At 46.5% G+C, this 23,325-nt stretch carries 24 protein-coding genes and 2 tRNA genes; 15 read left to right on the top strand and 11 right to left on the bottom strand.

Annotated elements, in window-relative coordinates; all coding sequences use genetic code 11:
• The first annotated feature begins 300 nt into the window (after nucleotides 1-300).
• The 7 genes from EYC62_06895 to EYC62_06925 all read left to right on the top strand — a co-directional run bounded on the left by EYC62_06895 (nucleotide 301) and on the right by EYC62_06925 (nucleotide 9,892).
• Nucleotides 301-2,538: a glycosyltransferase family 41 protein gene (locus EYC62_06895; GenBank protein TAH33031.1), complete on the top strand. Its 2,238-nt coding sequence runs from the start codon at nucleotides 301-303 to the stop codon at nucleotides 2,536-2,538.
• Entirely contained in the window at nucleotides 2,525-4,705 is a 2,181-nt protein-coding gene (locus EYC62_06900; protein ID TAH33032.1) for a glycosyltransferase family 41 protein, read from the top strand. Before EYC62_06895 ends, EYC62_06900 begins: the two co-directional genes overlap by 14 nt.
• Nucleotides 4,706-4,722: 17 nt before the next feature.
• Nucleotides 4,723-5,574 carry an SDR family oxidoreductase gene (locus EYC62_06905; GenBank protein ID TAH33033.1) on the top strand — a complete coding sequence of 284 codons (852 nt, stop codon included), beginning with the start codon at nucleotides 4,723-4,725 and terminating at the stop codon, nucleotides 5,572-5,574.
• A gap of 121 nt (nucleotides 5,575-5,695) precedes the next feature.
• A complete protein-coding gene (locus EYC62_06910; GenBank protein ID TAH33156.1) occupies nucleotides 5,696-6,223 on the top strand; it encodes a hypothetical protein in 528 nt (175 codons plus the stop codon).
• Between the two features lie 9 nt (nucleotides 6,224-6,232).
• Nucleotides 6,233-7,447 (top strand): FkbM family methyltransferase, encoded by a 1,215-nt coding sequence (locus tag EYC62_06915; protein TAH33034.1) that lies wholly within the window; start codon nucleotides 6,233-6,235, stop codon nucleotides 7,445-7,447.
• A gap of 181 nt (nucleotides 7,448-7,628) precedes the next feature.
• Entirely contained in the window at nucleotides 7,629-9,227 is a 1,599-nt protein-coding gene (locus EYC62_06920) for a hypothetical protein (protein TAH33035.1), read from the top strand.
• A 260-nt stretch (nucleotides 9,228-9,487) separates the two neighbouring features.
• Nucleotides 9,488-9,892, top strand: a complete 405-nt coding sequence (locus EYC62_06925; protein ID TAH33036.1) for a hypothetical protein — start codon at nucleotides 9,488-9,490, stop codon at nucleotides 9,890-9,892.
• Nucleotides 9,893-9,964: 72 nt separating this feature from the next.
• Here EYC62_06925 and gatB read toward each other — a convergent pair whose 3' ends face one another.
• The 3 genes from gatB to gatC all read right to left on the bottom strand — a co-directional run bounded on the left by gatB (nucleotide 9,965) and on the right by gatC (nucleotide 13,444).
• Nucleotides 9,965-11,467, bottom strand: a complete 1,503-nt coding sequence (gene gatB, locus EYC62_06930; protein ID TAH33037.1) for an Asp-tRNA(Asn)/Glu-tRNA(Gln) amidotransferase subunit GatB — start codon at nucleotides 11,465-11,467, stop codon at nucleotides 9,965-9,967.
• A 91-nt stretch (nucleotides 11,468-11,558) separates the two neighbouring features.
• Complete coding sequence (gene gatA / locus EYC62_06935) at nucleotides 11,559-13,067, bottom strand: Asp-tRNA(Asn)/Glu-tRNA(Gln) amidotransferase subunit GatA (GenBank protein ID TAH33038.1); 1,509 nt, start codon at nucleotides 13,065-13,067, stop codon at nucleotides 11,559-11,561.
• Nucleotides 13,068-13,156: 89 nt separating this feature from the next.
• Nucleotides 13,157-13,444 (bottom strand): Asp-tRNA(Asn)/Glu-tRNA(Gln) amidotransferase subunit GatC, encoded by a 288-nt coding sequence (gene gatC / locus EYC62_06940; protein TAH33039.1) that lies wholly within the window; start codon nucleotides 13,442-13,444, stop codon nucleotides 13,157-13,159.
• A gap of 98 nt (nucleotides 13,445-13,542) precedes the next feature.
• On the opposite strand from gatC, the gene ruvX reads away from it, so the two are divergent.
• The 5 genes from ruvX (at nucleotide 13,543) to EYC62_06965 (ending at nucleotide 15,659) form a co-directional block, all read left to right on the top strand.
• Nucleotides 13,543-14,004 (top strand): Holliday junction resolvase RuvX, encoded by a 462-nt coding sequence (ruvX, locus tag EYC62_06945; GenBank protein TAH33040.1) that lies wholly within the window; start codon nucleotides 13,543-13,545, stop codon nucleotides 14,002-14,004.
• Between the two features lie 81 nt (nucleotides 14,005-14,085).
• Nucleotides 14,086-14,445, top strand: a complete 360-nt coding sequence (locus EYC62_06950; GenBank protein TAH33041.1) for a hypothetical protein — start codon at nucleotides 14,086-14,088, stop codon at nucleotides 14,443-14,445.
• A gap of 35 nt (nucleotides 14,446-14,480) precedes the next feature.
• Nucleotides 14,481-15,020, top strand: a complete 540-nt coding sequence (locus tag EYC62_06955; protein TAH33042.1) for a DUF192 domain-containing protein — start codon at nucleotides 14,481-14,483, stop codon at nucleotides 15,018-15,020.
• Between the two features lie 79 nt (nucleotides 15,021-15,099).
• A tRNA-Pro gene (locus EYC62_06960) sits at nucleotides 15,100-15,176 on the top strand.
• A gap of 189 nt (nucleotides 15,177-15,365) precedes the next feature.
• A complete protein-coding gene (locus EYC62_06965) occupies nucleotides 15,366-15,659 on the top strand; it encodes an oxidoreductase (protein TAH33043.1) in 294 nt (97 codons plus the stop codon).
• Here the strand turns inward: EYC62_06965 and EYC62_06970 are convergent.
• The 4 genes from EYC62_06970 to EYC62_06985 form a co-directional block, all read right to left on the bottom strand.
• Nucleotides 15,652-16,353, bottom strand: coding sequence for a DNA alkylation repair protein (locus EYC62_06970; GenBank protein TAH33044.1), 702 nt, complete (start codon nucleotides 16,351-16,353; stop codon nucleotides 15,652-15,654). The two genes, EYC62_06965 and EYC62_06970, sit on opposite strands and share 8 nt — an antisense overlap.
• Nucleotides 16,340-17,569, bottom strand: a complete 1,230-nt coding sequence (locus EYC62_06975) for an MFS transporter (protein ID TAH33045.1) — start codon at nucleotides 17,567-17,569, stop codon at nucleotides 16,340-16,342. The genes EYC62_06970 and EYC62_06975 overlap by 14 nt, the downstream gene beginning before the upstream one ends.
• 24 nt (nucleotides 17,570-17,593) lie before the next feature.
• A tRNA-Arg gene (locus EYC62_06980) sits at nucleotides 17,594-17,670 on the bottom strand.
• A 66-nt stretch (nucleotides 17,671-17,736) separates the two neighbouring features.
• Nucleotides 17,737-18,369, bottom strand: coding sequence for an XRE family transcriptional regulator (locus EYC62_06985; protein ID TAH33046.1), 633 nt, complete (start codon nucleotides 18,367-18,369; stop codon nucleotides 17,737-17,739).
• A gap of 121 nt (nucleotides 18,370-18,490) precedes the next feature.
• Between EYC62_06985 and EYC62_06990 the strand changes: the two genes are divergently transcribed.
• Both EYC62_06990 and EYC62_06995 read left to right on the top strand, forming a co-directional pair.
• Nucleotides 18,491-18,826 (top strand): hypothetical protein, encoded by a 336-nt coding sequence (locus EYC62_06990; protein TAH33047.1) that lies wholly within the window; start codon nucleotides 18,491-18,493, stop codon nucleotides 18,824-18,826.
• Nucleotides 18,827-18,942: 116 nt separating this feature from the next.
• A complete protein-coding gene (locus tag EYC62_06995) occupies nucleotides 18,943-19,323 on the top strand; it encodes a hypothetical protein (protein TAH33048.1) in 381 nt (126 codons plus the stop codon).
• A 449-nt stretch (nucleotides 19,324-19,772) separates the two neighbouring features.
• On the opposite strand, the gene metC is transcribed toward EYC62_06995, so the two are convergent.
• From metC to EYC62_07010, 3 genes are read right to left on the bottom strand one after another with little or no spacing between them, the layout of a single operon-like run.
• Nucleotides 19,773-20,924, bottom strand: coding sequence for a cystathionine beta-lyase (metC, locus tag EYC62_07000; protein TAH33049.1), 1,152 nt, complete (start codon nucleotides 20,922-20,924; stop codon nucleotides 19,773-19,775).
• 12 nt (nucleotides 20,925-20,936) lie between these two features.
• Nucleotides 20,937-21,782: a sulfurtransferase gene (gene sseA / locus EYC62_07005; GenBank protein TAH33050.1), complete on the bottom strand. Its 846-nt coding sequence runs from the start codon at nucleotides 21,780-21,782 to the stop codon at nucleotides 20,937-20,939.
• Nucleotides 21,770-22,453 carry an NUDIX domain-containing protein gene (locus tag EYC62_07010; protein TAH33051.1) on the bottom strand — a complete coding sequence of 228 codons (684 nt, stop codon included), beginning with the start codon at nucleotides 22,451-22,453 and terminating at the stop codon, nucleotides 21,770-21,772. The genes sseA and EYC62_07010 overlap by 13 nt, the downstream gene beginning before the upstream one ends.
• A 21-nt stretch (nucleotides 22,454-22,474) precedes the next feature.
• On the opposite strand from EYC62_07010, the gene EYC62_07015 reads away from it, so the two are divergent.
• Nucleotides 22,475-22,999, top strand: coding sequence for a histidine phosphatase family protein (locus tag EYC62_07015; protein TAH33052.1), 525 nt, complete (start codon nucleotides 22,475-22,477; stop codon nucleotides 22,997-22,999).
• Here EYC62_07015 and EYC62_07020 read toward each other — a convergent pair whose 3' ends face one another.
• The gene (locus EYC62_07020) at nucleotides 23,000-23,218 is read right to left on the bottom strand and encodes a hypothetical protein (GenBank protein ID TAH33053.1); all 219 of its coding nucleotides are present in this window, start codon (nucleotides 23,216-23,218) and stop codon (nucleotides 23,000-23,002) included.
• Nucleotides 23,219-23,325 lie beyond the last annotated feature (107 nt).

Raw genomic sequence — 23,325 nt, forward strand, 5'->3', positions numbered from 1 at the left:
GTCGTCATTTCGCGGTCGGCCTGAGTCAAGGCACGATTTGCAATCGACGCTGCTTGGTTGGAAACGATATTGAGTGGCATTGTTATTCTCCTACATGGATGATAAATTCGCGTGGCTATCCTGCCACACATAGCCATCCTATCTAAGAATAATTAAAATCTACTTAACGCCGGCATAAGTTTTTATAATCGGGCGGTATATTATATAAAAGCTTGTTTATCTTAGGATCTTTAGATTTTGTTAACCATCGCCCTTACATTATAGAATAAGCTTCCATACCTTCAGATTGTTTCCTAATTTATGAATTCTACCCCTGAAACCACCGCCAATTGGAAAGTATTTGAATCCCAGCGCGTCAATCGCGAATTGGTGTCCAAGGCGTTTGAATACCATGTAAATCAGAACTTTGTAGAGGCAGAAAAATTATACCGTCAGATATTAGAAGAATTTGCCGATGATCCGACATTGTTAAATCTGCTAGGTACGCTGTTATTGCAAAAAGGCGAGTATGCAGAAGCGGAAACTTTGCTGGCTAAGGCCAATGAATTAAAACCCAATGATAACGAGATACTGAATAACCTTGGTGGCGTTTACCGCAATTTAGAAAAGTGGAAAGAAGCCGCGGAAGTTTTTGATCAATCACTGCTGCTGAATCGTTACAGCTGGCAAGTGCACGGCAATTTGGCAAAAACAAAATTTGAATTGCAGGAATACGATTCCGCAATTGAGCATGCGCAGACTACATTGGAATTGAATCCGCAATTATATGAAATGCACAAAGTCCTGGCCGACTGTAATATGCGCCTGCGGAAATGGGAAGATGCGGAAAAATCTTACCGTATTTATCTGGAACATTTCCCCGACGATGGCGAAGCGACCAATAATCTTGCGTTTACTTTGGAGCACTTGAAAAATTGGCAGGAAGCCTGCGACCTTTACAAAAAAGCCTATGATTTGCGTCAGGATTCATACGAAGTTGCCTTGAACTATGGCAATATCCTGATGTTTTTCAAGCGTTACTTCGATGCGTCCGAAGCATATCGGCATGCGCTGCAACTAAAGCCGCAGCATTTGCCCACGTATTTCCAATTGATCCAAAGCTTGATCTATCAGTTTCAGCTGGATCGCGCTTATTTCTATGTCAAGATGATGGAAACGGTTCCTGGATATGACAAGGCGCGCATGCGGTCTTTGTCGGACCGGGTGATGGAATATGTGTTCGCATTTGAGGACGATCAGGAAGAAGTAGGATCGCAATTTAAAATTTTTGAAAGCGTTCCGCTTACCAATTATCCAAACATGTTTATGAATTATTTCAAGTATGCGAAAGATGCGGAAAGCACTTTAAAACTGGCGAATCTTGTAAAGCTGCATGGCGATGCGCTGATTAACAGCACGCCCGATTTAGAAAAGAAGATTACTAAAACTTTACGGCCAACGCCCCGGAAATATCCGAAAATACGGCTTGGATTCCTATCTTCCGATTTGAAAAGCCATGTGGTAGCCAAATTCATTCTGCCATTGTTGACCAATTACAATAAAGACTTGATGGAGATACGCTGTTACAGTCCGCAAAAGCAGATCGAAGACGCCATACAAAAACAAATCCGCAATCTGGTGGATGAATTTCACTATGTCGAACACATGTATAATCATGAACTGGCTGATTTGATATTGAGCGATGATAACGACGTCTTGATCGACTTGAACGGATTTACCGCCGATTCGCGCGTTATGTTGATGGCTAAACGTTTGGCTCCTGTGCAAATGGAGTGGGTTGGTTATCCATTTACTACCGGCATATCTACTATCGATTATATGATTTTCGACCGGTTCAATAAGCCGGAAATTCCGGGATATGGCGCTGAAGATCCTTTGATTATGCCAAATTCATACGCGTGCTATGTCATGGGGCAGGAACCGGAATTCGATCCAACTCCGGCTTTCGAAACCAACGGCTATATTACTTTTGGCACCTTTAACAATCCCAATAAATATACGCCGACGATTGTGAAATCCTGGGCGAAATGTTTGTTGGCCGTGCCGGATTCCAAATTTCTGATTATTCGCCCCGAAGCAGGATCGGATTTAATGAAAATAAACGTACGCAAGGAATTCGAAAAGCATGGCGTCGACCCGGAGAGGATTATTTTCTCCGGCAATCCGATGGGCAAACATTTGCATTTATACCGGTATTTGGATGTTTCGCTGGATGTGTTTCCATTGACCGGAGGCACCACGACTTGCGAATCCATGAGCATGGGCGTACCGGTGGTCAGCCGGTATATGGAGGCGCATCATAGCCGCTTGAGCCGCAGTTTCATTTCCAACGCTGGATTCCCGGATTTGTGCGCGGACAACGAAGATGGTTTTGTAAATATCGCCGCAAATTTGGCCAATGACACGAAGTTGCTGCGATGGCTGCATGCCAATATGCGTCCTATCATGCATTCATCGCCGTTATGCGATGACAAGTTGTTTGCGTCCGATTTTGAAATAGCCATGCAAACTGTGGTGGAAAAACATGGGCTTCGCTGATGCCGCCGCCAAGAAAATAGATACCATGCTGCAGCAGGCTTTGACCGCTCATGCGCAAGGCAATATTGCTGGCGCTATTCAAATATTGACTCAAATTATAGACATAATGCCGGATCACCCGGATGCGCTGAATTTGCGCGGTACCATGTATTTCCTGCAGGGTAATTTTACGGATGCGTTGACCGACCAGGCCAGGGCGGTGAGTCTGGATCCTGGATTTGTCGATTTTCGCAACAATTACGCGGTTACCTTGCGCAAAGCGGGCGTGTTAGCGGAAGCGGAGAAACAGCTGTCGGAAGCTTTGCGGCTTGCCCCACAGGATTTCAAATCCAATTTCAATTTGGGTCAATTGCTATATTCAGACTTGAACCGGTATAAGGATGCGCTGCCATATCTAAGTCTTGCGGTCAAACTGAAACCGGATCACGGATCGGCGCAGCGTCTGTATGCTTCGGCATTATTGCTGTTGCATGAACCGGCCAAGGCTTTGCAGCATTTTTTAATAGCGGAGCAGGCAGGCCAGAATGACACGGAATTATTGGCCGCGATTGCATCTTGCCTCTATGTCGGCGGGAACTACTCGAAAACCCAGGCTTATTGTCAAAGAATTCTTCAGAAAGATCCTAAGTCAGGCAAAGCGCACTTTCTAAGCGGTTGCGTTCTGGCGGATCAAGGCAATCACGCGGCCGCTATTATCGCTTTGAAAAAATCCTTGGAATTGGAACCGGATTCTTTTGACGCACGTAATAAATTACTATCTTCACTGCTCACCAATAAGGAATTAGCAACGGCAAAAACAGTATTGGATTATTGGACGGACAAGCCGGAACTATTGGCACAGCCATTTGTTATGATACATCAATATAATTATTATACCGGTACCGGCGATTTCTCGGCTTTACGCCAGCATCCGAATATTTTGCGCCTAAAGGATCTGGAAACGGACCCGTTGTTTGCTTCCGGACTTTCGATGATTGGCCTTGTGATGGCGGAAGACGACGAAACATCGCGTCAACTGTATAAATATCAGCGCAACTGGGGAAAATTCTGGGAAAAACGGTCATCTGGTATAAAGACCAAGCGTAAGTTTTTAACGGCGCGGCGGCCGCGCACAGTTGGGCTGTTGTCCGCCGATTTTCGTGACCATTCCGTCGGTAAATTTCTGCTGCCGCTGATCGATCAAGTGGATAAAAGTAAAATCGAATTTTATGGTTACAGCCTTTTGCCCGGCGTTGGCGATCGGGTGCATGATTACTTCCAAAAACAAATGGGCAAGTTTAAGGATGTATCGAAAAAACAGCCGGACGAAGTTGCCTCTATTATTGCCGAAGACGATGTCGATATTATTATTGATTTGAACGGCATGACCATGGGTGGGTGCAGCCAGGCTTTTGCCTCGCGCTGCGCGCCAGTGCAAATGACATGGCTGGGTTATCCTTTTTCCACCGGGTTAAAAGACTGCGACTATATGCTGGTGGATGCGTTTTTGAATCCGCCCAGCACCGAATGCATGAGCGAAAAACCATTGATCTTGGGTGGCAGCAGTTATCTTTGCTTTGGTGCGGCGGAACCGCGCCCGATCGGCGATCTGCCATACGACAGAAACGGTTATATCACCTTTGGTTCGCTGAATAATCCATATAAACTCGGAACCAAAACCATCGATTTATGGCGCGCCGTTTTGCAGGCCGTTCCGTCGGCCAGATTGCTTTATATTCGCCCGGAATTCGCCGATGCGACAATGCGGGAAAATATCATTCAATCGATTGCCACCGATGGTGTTAACGCAGACCGTTTAATATTAAAGGCTAATTATTTGCCATCGCATTTGGATTACTATAATGAAATGGATATCTCGCTGGATACATATCCGGTTACTGGCGGCACCACCACCATGGAAAGTCTGTGGATGGGCGTGCCTGTAGTCAGCCGTCATGGCACACAAATTCATCAACGCGTGTCCTACAGCATTATGAATTATGCGGGGCTGGGTAATCTATGCGTAGACCGCGATCAATATTATGTCGAGCTGGCAGCGCATCTAACCACGGAGCAAGGCAAGCTGCGCGAATGGCGTAAAACATTGCGGGAACATTTGATGAAAACCACCTTGATTGATTCCAGGCAATTCATCAATGCCTTCACCGATGCTATGTTATCTGTTTAATAGGATCGAATAACTATATGGATTCATTAATTAAATCAAAAAGACCAATCACCGTGCTGGGGGCGGGCGGTTTCGTCGGATCGCACTTGGTCAGCTATATGCGCACGCGTGGGCTCGATCCGCAGGCGCCGCTGAAAAACGATGATTCTATTTTTGGCAGGGATTTAGGATATGTCGTGTATTGTATTGGCCTTACCGCCGATTATGCCAAACGGCCCTTTGATACCGTCGAAGCGCATACTTCCTTGCTGTCCCGGATTTTAAAAGAATCGACTTATGAATCTTTGGTCTATTTGTCATCCACTCGTTTATATGATTCGGGGCAGGGTGGCGGCAAGGAATCGCAGGATTTGATTGTGAACCCGCATAATCCGCGCCATTCCTATGATTTGTCCAAGGCATTGGGCGAATGGTTGTGCCTGCATACTTCGAATGGCAAGGCGCGTGTGGCGCGCTTGGCTTCGGTTTATTCGCATGATTTAACCGATCGCAATTTTTTGCACACAACAATCGAGCATGCTTTGCTGGGCCGCAATTTTACCTTGGATTCCAATCCGGACGCGGCGCGGGATTATGTGTATATCGACGATGTTTGCGCGGCAATTCTGGCGATGCTGGAACACAAACAATCGGATATTTACAATGTGGCTAGCGGACAAAATGTCAGTAATCGCGAATTATTCGCCATGTTGCAGACACATTTGGGCATTACTGTAACCGGAACCCAAAGCGGCGCTGTTGCCAAAGCACCTTTGATCGATATTTCCAAATTAAAATCCGATTTTGGCTTACGCCCCGCGTTACTGGCCGATAAAATGTCCTATCTAATGGAATCTAACAAAACTCTACGGGCTAATGGAACTCGTTAATACCAGCCGCCGGGAAATTGTCGAACTGCTCAGTGGGCAGTTGAATAATCTTTTTCCGGACAAACATGATCTCAGCGTAAAATCGACGATTAGTCGGATTATTGATTCTGGGTTGGAACGCATGCGCAAGCCGGTGAAGTTATGCCGCATGTGGCCGGATAATAAATTTTCGCCGCTGCATTCCAATCAATATGCGGTGTTTTTGTATTTTATGGCCAATTCCACTTGGAAAGAATTGAAAGATATCGAGGTCGCATCGAAACTGTATTATTTAAACAAGGCGCTCAACGGCCTTGAGATTTTTTATGAAATAGATCTGCCGGAAATTTTCTGCATTCCGCATTCGCCCGGGATTGTTTTGTCACGCGCGCATTATGCCAATTATTTGGTGCTATACCAGAATTCCACCGTAGGCCGTGTGCATCCCGAAGAATTGCCGCATTTTGCCGAAGGCGTGGTGTTGTATCCGAATTCGGCGGTCATTGGAAAATGTAAAATCGGCGCGAAAACCATTGTGGCGCAAGGCCAATCGGTGATCGATGCCGATACGCCCGGCAATTGCGTGGTGTTCAATAACAGCGGAAAATTGATATTTAAAGAACCGAAATTCGATATGATGAATTATTTTTTCAGAATGGATCAAGCGTAGGAGTATTGTATGGCCATGGCAAAAAAAGCAGTAAAGGCAAAATCGAAAAAACAGGCGCGCAAGTCCAAGGGGCCGAAAGCGCGCAAAAAATCGGTGATTACCAAGGCCTATGTTGCCAATCAAACCACATTGGCGGGATTGTCCGGCGCCGATCAGAAATTGATACTGGCGCTGCAAAATTTGGGCGATTTTCCAGAAGCAAGGGAAGTAATTGTTTCCGCTTTGCGGGAAATTGAAAAAACCGTGATGCTGCCGATTAACCGTAGCGTGCGCGAGGAACTGACCGGCCCGATTTGCGATGCTTTATTTAAATTTTCGGGGGTACAGCATAAGAAATTGGCCGATGGCACCGATTTCAGTTTCGTGTACCGTTCCAAAATTGCCCGTGATTTCATTTTATCGCCGGATCCAAAACCGGATCATGTGTTTGAACCGCAAACCACCAAATTATTCGTCAAGTTATGCAAGGGCGTAAAACATGTGCTGATTGGCGGCGCCTATGCCGGAGATCATGCTATTGTGGGGGCTAAGGTTGCGGCCAAATCGGGCGGCATTATTCATTGTTTTGAGCCTTCGGACGAACAGCGCAATTTATTGCTGCACAATGCCGATGATAATAGTGTGAATGGGCAAATTAAATCCAGCGAACTAGGTTTATGGTCTAAGGGCAATACAATTTTGGAGTTGGCCGGTAACGACGCCTTTGCTTATGCCCGCGAATTGCGCGGCAACAAAAAGGGTAAAATCACGTTCAAAGCAACATCGATCGATGCCTATGGCAAGAAAAACAAAATTAAGAACTTCGACCTGATTTTGATGGATATCGAAGGATCGGAATTGCCGGCCCTGCAAGGCGCGGCGCATTATTTATCGCAGCCAAAAGGCCAAGCGCCGAATATCATTTTCGAGGTGCATAGATTCTATGTCGATTGGTCAAAAGGTTTGGAAAATTCCGATATCGTCAAATATCTGCGTAAATTCGGATATCATGTTTACGCGATGCGCGATTTCCAATCGAACGTGCCGATGCGCGGTTGTAAGATTGAATTGATGGAGCCAAAAGACGTGTATTTGCACGGCCCCCCACACGGATTCAATATGCTGGCGGTCAAAGACGATTCCATCGTGCGCGGCGACAAGGATTTCCGCATCGTTAAAGGCGTCAGCCCGAAATTATTGCTGCACAAAGATCCAAAATTGCATTGGCCAGCGGAGTGGCAATAGCATAAAATTATCTAGCAAGAACAAAGTCTTGGAATGCATTTATGATTCCAGGGAATAGTATTGCTTTATTTATTAGAAAAGTAATCGATTGCTGCTATATTGGGCGTCAATATTGTGGCTTATTGCATATTCTATAAATTAGAATAGAAATACGTTATTGTATATTTAATGGAATGCACCGATGACTGAAGCGATTGGCCCCATAGCAGGCGATAACGGACCAGAACAGGCAGTATCTGCCGATTCTGTTTCCGCACCAAAAGTTCCTTTGTACAGGCGTCCTGGCGTATGGATGACGGGGCTTTTCTTCGGCGTGATTGGCGTTATGGGAATTTGGGGTGTCAGAAATGGACAATTGCACGAACGCATTGCCCAATTGAGAGATCCATCCAGCAACGTTATTGATACCGCCAATCTTTATCGAAATTCCCAAAATCAAAAGCCGAAAGAAATAGTTTTCTTTTATGCGCCGCCGAATGCAAAAAACAGCACGGCCATGATGTCCAATGGCGCATATTTTTATGTAGACGATAAAGGCTTGCTCCATTTTGGGGCTGTGCGCGGCGATGCTAAAATAACGGGCGATTGGCAGCAATTTGAACAGTTTAAGAAATCGGTTGGGGCGGATCGCGGCAGCGACGACCCTGAAAAGAAATTGCATAAATATCAAGGAATGATGTATGTCGCGCCAGCGGCAGCGAATCTAGTAGGGCAAGGCTTTGCCGCTTGCGACTTGCAATTCTTCTGTATGGGGGACAAGGTTCAAGGATTCCAAGCCGCACAGTTCGCCGCCGATCATGTGCGAAGATTGCAATCTTTCCAGGATGCAGCTAAAACCGGCGATCTTGTCGCTTTTATTGTGCCGCTTGGCGATGCGAATGAATCCCGGCCTTTTGATATTTCTTTTGCAACAAGAGTAACAGGTAGAGATGCCGAATTACAGCTGGCTCAAGTAACCCGTGTATTTTCCGAAATTGCAATAGGCGCGGCTTCTAAACCCCAAAATCATTTGCTTTCCGCGCAAACCGTAGAGAGTTTGCCAACAGATAACCGCGGCTATTGGATAGATTTATATAGTTATGCGCGTGCCCGCGATACGTCGGTGAATTTGGTGCTGCCAAACAGGAATTATGCCGGCGGCCGCAAAGTTACTGCTTATACGCCCATGATGATTATGGAAGCGGATAAAGCAGGCAATTTGACGATTACGGAATTTGGTTTTGAAAATAGGATTGAGCAGCCACCCGGCAATGTATTGTATGCCGAACCATATGCCAAAGTATATCAAAGGCCGACTGCGGTTACAGAAGAAGAAAAAGCTTCCGGAATTACGATCGGATTCCGATCCCTTGCAGAAGCGGGTTGGATTGAAAAATCTGTCTGGCATGGCGATGATGCCATTAAATTCATTACCGACAAGCGGGACGGTATTAGCCGGCTTGCACTAGACACATCGACGGCGCCGGAAATTCCGCAGCGGACAATAGAGGTTCAGTGTCAGGAAATGGGTCCAAATGATCCGCCTGTATCGGGCGAGTCCCAGTTTTATCTTTGGGGGACGGACGGCAAGGCTAGATACGGCATGGTCGATGTGTTGCGCAGCGTTAGAATCTTTGGCATGCAGATTGAAATTATTTCTTCAAAAAGCCTGCGCGATCAATTTTATCCTCCCAGCATCCAGCATAATTCTGACTCTGCGACGCAAGCAGCGCCAAGTTCATCTTCTGCCGCGGATTCGTTCAGCAAGCCATATCTTAGAGATGCGGGACGCCAACGTTAGGCAATCAATTTCAATAAAAACCGTCAGGGCAATCTGACGGTTTTTTTTATTTTAAAAAATCTGCTATCGCAAGACAGTATGCGATAACAGGCCAATTTTATGCCAACAAAGCCATTGAAATCATGGCCATTTATATGGTTATATTGTTACACAAAACTGTAACAATATTATCATTGTCATTGGGCAACAAAAATACTATGAGACCAATGTATGTAACAATATATTTTCTGGGTCAGACAAATTATAAGGAGCTAACACCAATGTTAAAAAATGTTTTTTTCGCGGTTGTGTTTGGACTTTTCCTAACGGCATTTAGCAACGTAGCAAATGCACAAGTGCTGCATACCATTTCTGGAGAAGCAGTGGCTGTCGGCGATGCTATGGAAATATGCCACGCTGATGGCGATGTGGCTGTTGCAATGGCACGTCCCGCAGGCTGCTTGTTGATGGAATGCTGGATGACTTGCAATGTTCCAGGTATCGGCAATACTTATGAAACCGCTTTGCAGTGCGGAACCACCACGTCGCAATCCTTGCGTACTTCGTGCTCGCTTGCGGGTGGCAGTGTAACTTCCATGACTTGCCGTCCACGCGGATATAGCTCTTCCCGCTGTGCGCCGCCAACTTCTCCACCAGTAGTAATTCCAGGCCCATTGCCTTGGTAATTGCATAGGTTCTTAAATACGAAAACCGCCGGAGCAATCCGGCGGTTTTTTTTGATCCTCAAGAAACCAGATTTATTGACCCAGCTTCTTCTTTAAAATCTCGTTCAGCAGATTCGGATTGGCCTTGCCGCCGGTTGATTTCATCACCTGACCAACAAAGAATCCGAACATTTTGTCTTTGCCAGCTTTGTATTCGGCGACTTTATCGGCGTTTGCGGCCAATACATCGTCGATGGCTTTTTCGATTGCTCCAACGTCGGTAACTTGTTTCAATCCCTTGGATTCGACGATATCGGCGGCGTCTTTGCCGGACGACAACATTTCGGCGAATACTTCCTTGGCGATCTTGCCGGAAATGGTATTATCCAGAATCAGCAATAACAAACCGGCCAATTGTTTTGCGGCAATCGGCGAATCGGTAACGGTTTTATTGTCTTTGTTCAGCGCGCCGAACAATTCGACGGTCAGCCAGTTGGACGCCATTTTCGCGTCGCTGAAAATTTCCTCGCGGCTGCGTGATTGGCGCGCGGCGGTCAGGATTTTCAGCATCGTGTCGTAATAATCCGCGACTTCTTTTTCGCCCACCAAAACGCTGGCGTCATAGGCCGACAGATTATATTCGGTCATATAACGCTGTTTCTTTTGATCCGGCAATTCGGGTAATGTCGATTTGATTTTTTCGACATATTGCGGTGTTAGAATCAATGGAGGTAAATCAGGGCAGGGGAAGTAACGGTAATCCTGCGCGTCTTCCTTCGACCGCATTGCGCGGGTGGTCGATGTGTTCGGATCGAACAGGCGGGTTTCCTGATCGATTTTGCCGCCGCCTTCGATAATTTCGATTTGGCGGCGCGATTCAACTTCGATGGCTTCCATTACATAGCGCACGGAATTGACGTTCTTAATTTCGCATCGCGTGCCCAACGGGCCGCCGGGTTTGCGTACCGATACGTTGACGTCGCAACGCAGCGAGCCTTCTTCCATATTGCCGTCGCAAGTGCCTAAATACCGCAGAATTGCGCGCATTTTTTTGACATAGGCGCCGGCTTCCTCGGCGCTGCGCATGTCGGGTTCCGATACGATTTCCATCAATCCAACCCCGGCGCGGTTCAAATCGATAAAAGATTTGGTCGGGTGCTGATCGTGAATCGATTTACCCGCATCCTGTTCCATATGCAGGCGGGTGATGCCGATTTTTTTGCTGCCGCTATCGAGGTCAATAGTGATTTCGCCCTTGCCGACGATAGGCTTAAAGAATTGCGAAATTTGATAGCCGGTCGGCAAATCGGGGTAAAAATAATTCTTACGGTCGAACAGGGATGTCAAATTAATCTGTGCCTGCAATCCAAGGCCGGTGCGGACCGCTTGTTCGACGCATTTTTCATTAATCACTGGCAATTGGCCTGGCATGCCCGCATCCAAAAATGCGACATGATCGTTTGGCTCGCCGCCGAATTCGGCGGAAGAACGCGAGAATAATTTGGAATTGGATGTGATCTGGGCGTGCATTTCAAGCCCGATTATTACTTCCCAATTGCCAGTCTCTCCACGGATATAATTGTTTTCTGTCGGCATGATTTCTCCTATTTGGTGCCGGGTGCCAGGTATCGGGTGTCAGATGAAAATAATTAAACTGGCACCTGAAACCTGATACCGGAAACCTTCTTTACTGTTCTCCCGCCACGAATTGCGGTTTGTGATTGAAATTGCAGATTTGTTCCAATGCGCCGGCGGCACGGTACATATTATGTTCATCGAACCGCTTCGCCATGAATTGCAGTCCGATCGGCAAACCGTTCGAAAATAATCCCGTTGGCACGCTGATCGCGGGCAGGCCGCCGAAATTGGCGGGGATGGTGAACAAATCTTCTAGATACATATCGATCGGATTGGAAAATTTTTCGCCAATAGCAAAGGCAGGGCCTGGCGCGGTTGGCGTTAAAATGACATCCACCTTTTTAAACGCGTCTTCCAATTCATTATTGAACAAACGGCGGATTTTCTGCGCCTTGGTAAAAAACGCTTCGAAATAACTGGCGGACAATACATAGGCGCCAATCATCATCCGGCGGCGCACTTCGCGGCCAAATCCTTCGGCGCGGCTAAGTTCGTATAGATCGATAATGTTTTCCGCTTTGTCGGTGCGATGCGTATACCGAACGCCATCATACCGGGCCAGATTGCTCGACGCTTCGGCAGGGGCCAGAATATAATAGGTTGGAATGATGTATTTGAAATGCGGCAAAGATATTTCTTGGATTTCCGCGCCAGCCTTTTTCAAATCATCGGCGCGTTTTTGCCATTCGGTTTTCAATTCGGGGTTAATCCCCTCGATAAAGGCTTCTTTCGGCAAACCGACTTTTAATCCTTTCACGGAAGCGTTAACCGATTTTTCAAAATCCGGGATTGGCACGTTGACCGAAGTCGCTTCTTTCGGGTCGTAACTGCACATGGCGCGCATCATAATCGCGTTATCGCGCACGGTGCGGGTCATTGGGCCTGCTTGATCCAGCGAAGAAGCGAATGCGACAATGCCCCAGCGCGAGGCGCGGCCATAAGTCGGTTTTGCGCCCACGATACCGCACAGCGCGGCAGGTTGGCGCACGGAACCGGCCGTGTCGGTTCCGGTTGCGGCCATCGCGCAGCGTGTGGCCACCGCCGCGGAAGATCCGCCGGACGATCCGCCTGGAACCAGTTTTTTACCATCGCCAGCATCCCACGGGTTGATGACGGGTTTAAAATAACTGGTTTGATTGGACGATCCCATGGCGAATTCGTCCAGGGAAACTTTGCCCAATGTGACGCAACCCGCATCCAACAAATTTTGCGTGACGGTCGATTCATAAGGCGGAATAAATTTTTCCAGCATGCGCGACGATGCGGTGGTGCGCACGCCTTTGGTGCAGAACAAATCTTTATTCGCGATTGGAATGCCTTCCATCGGGCGCGCTTCGCCCTTGGCCAGGCGCGCATCGGATTCTTTTGCCTGTTGCAAGGCCAGTTCCGGCGTTTCGGTAACAAAGGCGTTTAATGGCCGCGCTTTTTCAACGGCGCGGATATGGGCCTGTGCCAATTCCACGGCCGAGAATTTTTTGGCGCGCAATCCATCGATCGCATCCACCATGGTTAAATCGGTCAATTTGGCAGGTAATTCTTTTTTTAAGGCTAGGGACATTTCATTCTCGTGGGTTTTGGGGTTAGGGTTTTGGGGTTTGGGGTCATGGAATTAAATTTTCCAAAACCCAGTACCCAATACCCAAATCCCTATTCTATTACTTTCGGTACAGCGTAAAATCCCATATAGGAATCCGGTGCATTCGACAGAACTTCTTTTTGTTTATGGCCATCGGAAACAATATCCGGCTGCATCGGCATTTGATCGCCAAAGGTGATTAACGGTTCGATGCCATCGGTATTGATGCTTTGGATCTGTTCGATCCAGCTGAAAATGCCGCTCATATCATTGGCATAGGAAGCCAATTGATCCGGTTCCACCCGGATGCGGGCCAGTTTGGCATATTTGATGACGTCTTTTTCGGTGAATTTAACCATTATGCTCTCCTTAACAGCGGATGGTTAACATACAGAATCCGCAATGAAATTTCCAGTACGCAGTGGACGAATGAAAAAGGGCGGTGTACAAAAGCGGCATGAGCATTTCAGCGCCCAAAGGGCGTAAAATCATGGCCCTGGACATAGGATCGAAAACTATCGGCATTGCCTTGTCCGACCGTACCCATACGATTGCATCCCCCCATTCGACGATTGCGCGGGGCAAATGGCAAAAGGATCTGGAATCCTTGAAGTCGGTTATAAGGGCCGAAGAAGTCGGAATGATATTACTGGGCTTGCCGTTGAATATGGATGGCACGGAAGGCCCTTCTTGCCAGGCTGTAAGGCAGTTCGCGCGGAACTTGCAAAAAGATTCAGAATTAACTGATTTTCCAATAGATTTTTGGGATGAGAGACTTTCTACCAGTGCGGTGGAACGGGCTATGATCGCCCAGGATCTTAGCCGGTCGAAACGGGATGCCAAAATCGATGCGGCGGCAGCGGCTTATATTTTAGAGGGGTTTTTGAACCGATTGCGAAATCAGCATTCAAACCCTTAATCTGTATATCCTTTTAAGATATTTGTCTTTACTTTTAACAAGAATATCTCTATATTAAATTCAAATTTGAAAAGGACGATTATGAAAAATACGGTCATTGTTTTGGTATTATTGATTTCTCTCGCTTGGGCTGGCACAGCACACGCGGAAATGACCCGTATTTATCATTTGGGTAAACCAACTGGCAAGCCGGCGGCTAACGCGATGGTAGCGGCTTTAAGCGGTGTTGGCGCTTCTCCTAGCTGGAGCGGTTCGAACAAAAGCCAGGTATGGGCTCAATTAAATGATGCACAGCCGTCGCAATATACACGGTACGGTATTATGCATTACCGTACAGACGTTAGCGATTTCTTACGCACCAGCCGTTCCAGTTCTCGCGGTATTAATGGCATTACCAGCTCGACACTGGATAACGATCTTTTCTTCTCGCATCGTTATTAATTTACTTCATTTCGATTTTGCGGCATGATTTGGCTATGCGCCTAATCATTGCTACTCTTTTATTGCTGGGATTTATGAATTGCGCCATTGCTCAGGATGGCGCGAAAACCAATATGCCTTATCCGCCGGAAGAAAAATCCGAGACAACGGAAATGGTGATTTTGGGTACCAATGGAAAACAGCATCGGTTTACAATCGAGATCGCGCGGACCGAAGCACAAAAAGCCAAAGGCTTGATGAATCGCACCGAACTTGGCGCGGATCAGGGCATGATATTCTTGTTCGATCCCCCGGTCGAAGTGGGTATGTGGATGAAGAATACATTGATTCCGTTGGATATGGTTTTTGTGAACGATAAAAACCGTATTTTTCGCCTGCGCGAGGGCAAGCCGATGGACCTGACTATTTTGCGGTCTATGGGCAAAACAACAGCGGTTATTGAATTACCGGGTGGAACGGTAAAAAAACAAAATATCCGTCTTGGTGACCGGATTTTAACGCCAGTATTGAAAAATCAGCCTTCTGCAGGGGGTTCTGGCGGCCAGGGCGGCGGAATGAGCCCCTCGCATAATTAACTAGATTTGTTTTTAAAAACTTGCTACTAAGCTCTCTCTTTGAATGTTGGCGTAGACATAATGCGCCGTTCAATATTGTCGGGGAGTAGCGCAGCCTGGTAGCGCATCTGCTTTGGGAGCAGGGGGTCGCAGGTTCAAATCCTGTCTCCCCGACCAGCCTTCGCCCGTTATACTTAACATAAGTCGAAGGCTGCCGCGCCGAAGTTCCAAAGGAACGTAGGTGGGCTGTTGCGATCGTTGGCTACGGCTTGGCAAGCCACCTTCCTTCTTAAAATAAATTCTTATTATTCTTAATATTTTGATGAACTAAGCGTTTTATGCTATTACCGATGCTTAGGTGTTTCCATGCAAGTCCGAATTTTAAAACCCGCTAAAACCGCTATGTCGTCTGGCACCCGTAAAACCAAAAAATGGGTGATTGAATTTCCGCCGCAAGATCGGCCGGATCCGAATGCATTGATGGGCTGGGCAGAATCGATCGATACGATCAAGCAAATGAAATTGCATTTTGACTCGCTGGACGAAGCACAGGCATATTGTAAGAAAAAAGGATGGGACTGCGCAGTAGTTGAACCGGAACAACGCACGCAAAAATCCAAGTCCTACGCCGACAATTTCCGCTTCAATAAATTTAGTTAATTTGTTTTATTTTCTTGCGCCATTCTGGTTTTAATTTGCGCGTTGCTTCATGCTTTGCCACGTATTTCAATTGCGTATTATAGGCATTTAGAAATTCAATCACGCGCGCAGAATTATGCGATCCCAAATCGCGCAGCCACCATCCAATCGCTTTTTGAATGAACCATTCTTCGTCGTCTGCATATTGCCCGGCCCAGTCTAACATGCGTTCCGGATTTCGGCCCAATTTGGCATAGGGCAAGGTGTAAACCAATACCGCGCGACGCATCCAAAAATTGGGATGTTCGGTCCAGCCATTCAATTCATCCAATAATTTTTCATCGGCCAAAATACATTTCCACGCGGCTGGCGCCATATTGTCCTGCAATGCCCAGCCATCGACATCTTTTAAAAATTGCTTGATGGTTTGCCATAATTTTTTGCTGGGTTTGACTTGCGGCAGGCACAAAATGCGCGTGGCAGCAATCATCGCGTCAAACTGATCGGTGGCCCATAAATCTTTTGCCAATGTCAGTAATTCTTCCTCGCTGCGTTTCTGGGCCGTATCTTTGACCACTTGTTTGGAAAAGGCAGCGCGAACACCCCAATGCGTACGCGAAGATTTGTGATAGGCCTTATCCCATTTTGCATGAGTGGCGTTTTTGTGTTTCTGTAATTGCCGCAAAAAAATGGGTGTTAATTTAGCGTTCGGCATAATCTAAATCTTTATGAAAAGTATCGGATAGCAAATAGGCCGAAATAAAAGTAAGGGTAAATACGATGATTCCTAGTACCAGCATCGAATCCAAGATGCCAATTGATGGTTGTAAGTATGCGACAATTAAGCTCATCGGCACAAAAGTGGCTCTGGCGATATTAGGCGCGTTGGTTGCGGCGGTGGCGCGCAAATTAGTGCCGAACGATTCAGCGCTGATGGTCACAACAATTGTCCAACAGCCAACACTTAGACCCAGTAAGCAATAAAACATTTGAAACCAAATTTTGTCATGGTCGTAACCGGTCATCAAAAAATAACTGCTGGCGGCAAAACCAAATACCATAAAAGACAATAAGGCTGTGCGTCTGGATTGTAACCATTGGCTTAGCAATCCACCTGCAAAATCACCTAAGGTAAATCCGATGTAACCCCATAAAATCGCTTCTGCGGCAGTCATAACTGGTAAAAGGCCAAAAGATTTGGTTAGTTCTGGCGCGAAGCCTGCCAGCATATACATGACATAAGGCACTGGCATACCGATTAAAATGCAACCAACGAAACGTGCGGTGCGCCGCCAATTGCCGAAAAATATACGCAAGTTGCCGCGGCTTTTATCTTTGGGTTGTTGTAGAAAGATCATTGAATCTTTCACCTGCATACGTAAGAATAACAGCGCAAAACCCATGATCGATCCGATCAAATAACATGTCCGCCAATCCAAAATTTGCGCCAACATTGCGGCCATAACTGCGCCTGCAGGCGCAAAACCGGCAATTAATGTGGTGCCATAACCGCGTTTTTTCAGCGGCAATATTTCCGTGACTAAAGTAATAGCCAATCCCAATTCGCCGGAAAGTCCAATTCCGGCAATAAAACGTAATAAGGCATAAGTTGATACTTGCTGTACAAAGGCACAGCCTAAAGTTGCCAGGGAATAAGTGAAAATACTAAGGAACAACAATTTGGTGCGGCCGATTTTATCGCCCAAAATGCCGAACAAAACTCCGCCCACGAGCAAGCCGATCAATTGCAGATTGATAATCCAAATACCGGTATGGAATAAATCTGTTTCTGCTACCCCCAAATCGCGTAAACTAGGTAAACGGACGATGTTAAATAACAGCAAGTCATATACATCTACGAAATAGCCTAAGGCCGATACAAAAACAGCCAGGCTGAAAATACCGGATTTTGTTGCAGAGGTTTTGCCCATAATGATGTTCTCGCGGCAAGAAAATGGCGTCCCCGATACGATTCGAACGTACGACCTAATGCTTAGAAGGCATTTGCTCTATCCAGCTGAGCTACGGGGACGTGAATTGGTAATATACATGGTCTGGCACGCAGCTGTATAGGGATTATTGCAAAGAATTAAGGATTTTATCCCTCGCTACATCCCACCACACGATAGATATTTTTAACCTCGGTTAGGGCGATTTCCAGATCCTTGGCGGGATTATATTGGCGCAAGATTACTTTGCTTTGGGTTTGTTTGATCAATTCTTTGACAAAGGCGCTGCCATCCAGCAGTTCAATCAATACAAAGCACCCGGCATCGACGGGTTTGGCGGGGTTGATATAAATAATTTCCCCCAACCGAAACCGTGGCTCCATGGATTTACCGGCAACCCACACGGCGAACGCGCTGTTATTGCCGGCAAGATTCGGCGGCCGGTCAATAAAAGAAACCGGCGTTTCGGTGATGACAAGGGTGCTATGTTTTCCCGCCTGTGCCATACCCAAAACCGGCAAGTCTTTGTGTGCTTTCGCGGTAGGGGGAGGGGCAAAGCTGGGTCCAATGGATTTAGCCGAAGTGCCGCCGAACATAATCCATTCGGGTGTGACGCCCAATATTCGTCCCAAGGTTTCCACGGTCCTGGCATCGGGTTCGCTGCGGTTGTTTTCCCAGTACGCCACCGTGGATTGATTGATATCAAGCGCATTGGCCAGCGCCGCTTGGGTTAAGCCTTTGTTGGTACGGGTTCGTTTAATCCGGTCGGCGATCGTTACCATATCTTATTTCCTGCAATCGTTTCTAATGTAAAATAGTCATTGACATTATGACAATTTATCATTAATACTAAGTTTAGTCAATCAACTTATGGTTGTTATTAATGATAATTGGGGGAAGGCCATGCAGAATGCATACAAGGATATTGCCGATGTTCATTTCCAACCGGTTGGGCTGTATTATTTGCCGGTGACCAATAATCGTTTGGCGCCAAAATATTGTTTGGGAGAATTGATTATCGCCGATCCGCAAAAGCCAATACAATCAAGCGATTATGTAGTTTTCTGGATTAACGCCAAACATTATGTGATTGCCAAAGCGAATGATAATTGGGCGGAACCGAAATCAAAATGGGTATTTTGGAAAAAGAGTGGAGCTTCGAAAAAACCTTATCTCGCGGCGCACAAGATTGTGGGATGCATTGAAATCACACCGAATAATTATCGTTTTAGCGATTGAATACAACCGCGTGGCATGGAATTAAGAATTGCGCGGCTTTCGTTAACGATCTATTAACCACCTAACACTACTATCGGTTGCATTAAATAATCACATGTTTTTAGGAGAGTAGATTTATGAATACCAAAGCTGCCGTTATTGTATCCGATAGTCATAATCATTACGGACGATTGATTAAGCGCACCCAATCCGCCACAATATTCTGGCGGGAAAAACTGATGGAGGTCGTTGGCAATTACCGTGTTTGGAAAAAAACCGTTGCACAGATCGAGGACGTAAACCCTGAGTATTGTTTGTTACAGACACGCCGGGTAAAACGTTTGGTGGCGCAAGCTTATGTGGAATATCGCCGCAAGCAATCGGAATTGAATTTGTTGATTGAATTAAGCCAGCAGGCAAAAGCCAGTATCGATATCATGGAAACCAATTTATCTTTGCGTTTACGCAAATACGAAACCCAACCGCTGCATGAAATAGCGCCATCGAACGCCGCGTAATTTTCTAATCCTACGACTGCTCAATTGGATACTCCTGCAACATGCCGCCAATTTTAGCGGCATTGCAGGATTTTTTTTACCCGCAGTAGAAGGTATAAAACACAAAATATTTTTTTGGGGCAAAAAAATAGCCGGCTCTTTCGAGTCGGCTGTATTAGTTACAGGAGGGTACGAGATGAACAGCTCGTCATAGAAAACGAGCTCATCGAACTTCTTTATGCTCCTCCTCCTACTAAAAAGCAATAGATATTGAGAAGGTTTAAAACAATTTTTTTTAGGTATAATATGTCTTTTAAAAGGAGCGATGAAACAATATAAGCCACTGAATCACAATGTAATTATTTTAAAACATCCGTCTCGTGCAAATAAACGACCTGTGGACAGTCTTTGTTCTGTAACAATAAAAACTGAAGATGATTTAAATAGCAATTTATCCGAAACAAAATTACTTATAAACGTGAAAAACCTGCGCTCAAATCTTCAATAAGGTCTTTTACGTTTTCCAAACCGATGCTTAATCGAATTATTCTCCCTTTTGGAATCGAACTGAAGGAGCGGGTAGGATTTTGGGGAACAATCAGGCTTTCAAATCCGCCCCAACTGAACCCCAGGCCAAATAATTTCATTCCGTCGACAAAACGCGCTGCCGCGGCGTCATCATATTTTGGATTTAATACAAAACTGAATACTCCATTGCCGCCGGAAAAATCGCGCGCAAAAATTTCCTTGCCTGGGGCGTCGAATTCCGGGTGAAGAACCGCAACAATTTCCGCGCGATTTTTTAAATACCCGGCAATTTCACGCGCGGATTTTTCACATTGATCCATGCGCACTTGCATGGTGCGCAAACCGCGTAAAGCCAGGTAAGCCTCGTCGGCAGAAACGCAATATCCCAACACTACAGCTTGGCGCGCGACTTTATCGATCAAGGGTTGTTGGCCACTAACGACACCCATCATTACATCGCTGTGTCCGGAAATATGTTTGGTTGCGGATTGAATCACAAGATCGACACCTAATTGCAACGGGCGGAATCGCAAGGGCGTGCCCCAGGTATTGTCGATGATTGTTGTAATGTTATGGTTGCGCGCCACCTTGACAATGGCAGGGATGTCTTGGAATTCCATGGTGCTGCTAGCGGGACTTTCCATGTATATCGCACGCGTATTGGGGCGAATTTTTTTTTCTATTCCAGCGCCGATCAGTGGGTCGTAATATTCTGTATCTACTTGCATCGGGCGCAATATTTCTTCCGCGGCGCGCTTGCTGTTTGGATAATCGCCTTCGGTCATTAACATGTGATCGCCGGGTTTCAGTATCGTTAACATCGCGCCAACAGCCGCTGCAACACCGCTTGGATAAATCACGGCGCGATCACACCCTTCCATAGTGGCAAGCGCTTCGGTCAAAGAGTGCGTGGTCGAAGTGCCATAGCGGCCGTAATATAAATCTTTGCCGTCATAACGGCCTTCTTCCAAACTATACATATGCGCGACTGAATCGAACAATATGGTCGCCGCGCGGGTTACCGGCGGATTGATAAAATGTTCTTTGCCTCGGCCGGCATGGGTCAGTCTGGTTTCAATTTTTTTGGTTTTCATCGCCGCATCCGATTATGGTTTGTGTTTCTTGCTCCACTCCGCCCAAGATCCATCGTAAACCGCAACATCAGCCGCGCCCATTTCATAAAGGGCGAGGGCGCCGACACAAGCGCTGATCCCGGAACCGCAGGTGGTAACAATTGGTTTGTCTAATTTTACGCCCATTTGGGTAATATCGTTTTTCAACACCTCGATACTTTTTATTTTGCTGTTATGTTGCAACAAATTTTTATAATGCCAATTCTTGCTGCCCTGAATATGGCCTTTCAATGGGCTGGGCCATGGTTCCGGCGTGACGCCGTCAAATCGTTCGCGCGAACGCATATCGATCACTTGGTCGGATTTAGTGGAAATATTTTTTTCCATATCCGCGTAACTCTTTAATAACTCCGGACGAATCTTGGCGGTAAAGCCACCTTGTTTCTTTGGTTTGCCCAATCCGCCTTTGGTTGGCAGATTCTGCGAAAGCCAGGCTGGCAAGCCGCCATCCAGCACCGAAATACGATCATGACCGAAATACCGGAACATCCACCAAACGCGTGGCGCGCTGAAAATTCCTTGGCTGTCATAAACCACAATATAATCGCTGTTGGTAATACCCAATGCAGTTGCTTGTTTTTCAAATTGCTCTGTGGGCGGCAGCATATTAGGCAAATCGGTTTGTTGATCGGAAAAAGTGGGAATATCGAAAAACTGGGCGCCAGGAATATGCGCCTCGCGGAATTCCATTTCCGCATCATTTTCGGAATCGGGCGTGTACCAAGTGGCGTCGAGTACCACAATGTCCGGGCGGTTCAAACTGGCGTTTAACCATTGGGTATTCACGATGGCAGGGATTTTTTCGGTCATGATTTCCATTCCTTCCGCAATTCATCGCGGTGTAACAGTAGCCAGTATAGCCCAAGCATGGAACTGGCATTTTTAATTTTGTCTTGTTTCAATAAATTTGGAACATCGCTTAGGGGCATAGGACACAGTTTAATGTCTTCGTCTTCTTCCCTGGCGCCATGATACATGCCGTGACCATTGTCCAGCGGCGATAAATCCACTTTTCCAACAAATAGATGCAACGTTTCGGCCAGTACGCCAGGCGATGGCAGAAAACTGTGTAAATGACGCAGATGGGTAATCCCAAGGCCGGTTTCTTCCATCATTTCCCGCGCCGCGACCGATTCTATGCTTTCACTGCTGTCTTCAACCATGCCGGCTGGCAGCTCCGTCAGCCATGGATCCATATTCTTGCATAAAGCAGGCAGGCGGAATTGTTCGATCATTAATACCATGTCTTTTTGCGGATCGTATGGAATAACCACGGCCGCTTCACCGCGATAAACAATTTCTCGCGACACGGGGCGGCTCCATTCTCCATCATACAGCCGGAATTGAAGATCGAATTTTTCCACCCGCGCATAACCGCCGTACGCGGTATTTTGCGCCAGAATTTTAACTTTGTCGTCTGTTTTGACTTTTTGCGGCATCAGGCTAGAATATAAATATGGGACAATAATGCAGCATAGTAGCCGCGTCATGCGGCAAAATCCAGACAAGACATGAAGACATTGCACATTTTACGCCATGCCAAAGCCGAAGAGGGGCGCGGCAAAGCGGATAAAGAAAGAAATCTAACCGATCGCGGCGTTCGCGCGGCAACCGTGCTGGGGTTATATTTACGCCAGCAGAATATCAAACCGGATTTGATTTTATGCTCGCCGGCATCGCGCACCAAACAAACCATGGAACATTTGCTGCGTTCCTTGGATTGCAGTATTGAAACCCGCTTTGATGAAAAATTATACCACGCCGATCCATCGCAAATTGCCGATGCAATTGCCGCCACGGAATCTACTTTTAATAATGTTTTGTTGATTGGACATAATCCTGGATTGCAATTATTTGTCGCGGAAAAATCCAAAGATGTGGAAGGCGAGGGCGACGATATCGACCGCATTTATCAGGGATTCCCTACAGCGGCGCTGGCCAGTTTGAATTTCTCGATTTCCGATTGGACAGAGATTTTAAAACGCGGTTGCAAAGGCCAATTAGTCGCCTATGTCGAGCCTAGCGATTTGGTGTAATTACGCCAGAATATCCAGCAATTGATCTTCCATTTCATCGGCTTTTTTATACACGGCGGCGCTGGCCTCGGCCTGATGCTCGGCTAATTTGGCGGCGATAATGGACTGATCTAAACTGCCGGTGGCAGTTTCCGGGTTTGCATTATAAGCAACTTGTTCAAGTTTCTGGCCGGCATTGCGAAATGCCGAAATCATCGACTGATAAATGGAACCGATCATACTCTTCCCCTAATCCTTTATTATAAACTTAACAGGTTAATAAAGAATAAGCAGGTATGTGCCTGGAAAATATATGGTTTTATTGTGCTTGGTTTTTAAGCGCGAGG

Source organism: Alphaproteobacteria bacterium (assembly GCA_004295055.1).
Classification (GTDB): domain Bacteria; phylum Pseudomonadota; class Alphaproteobacteria; order SHNJ01; family SHNJ01; genus SHNJ01.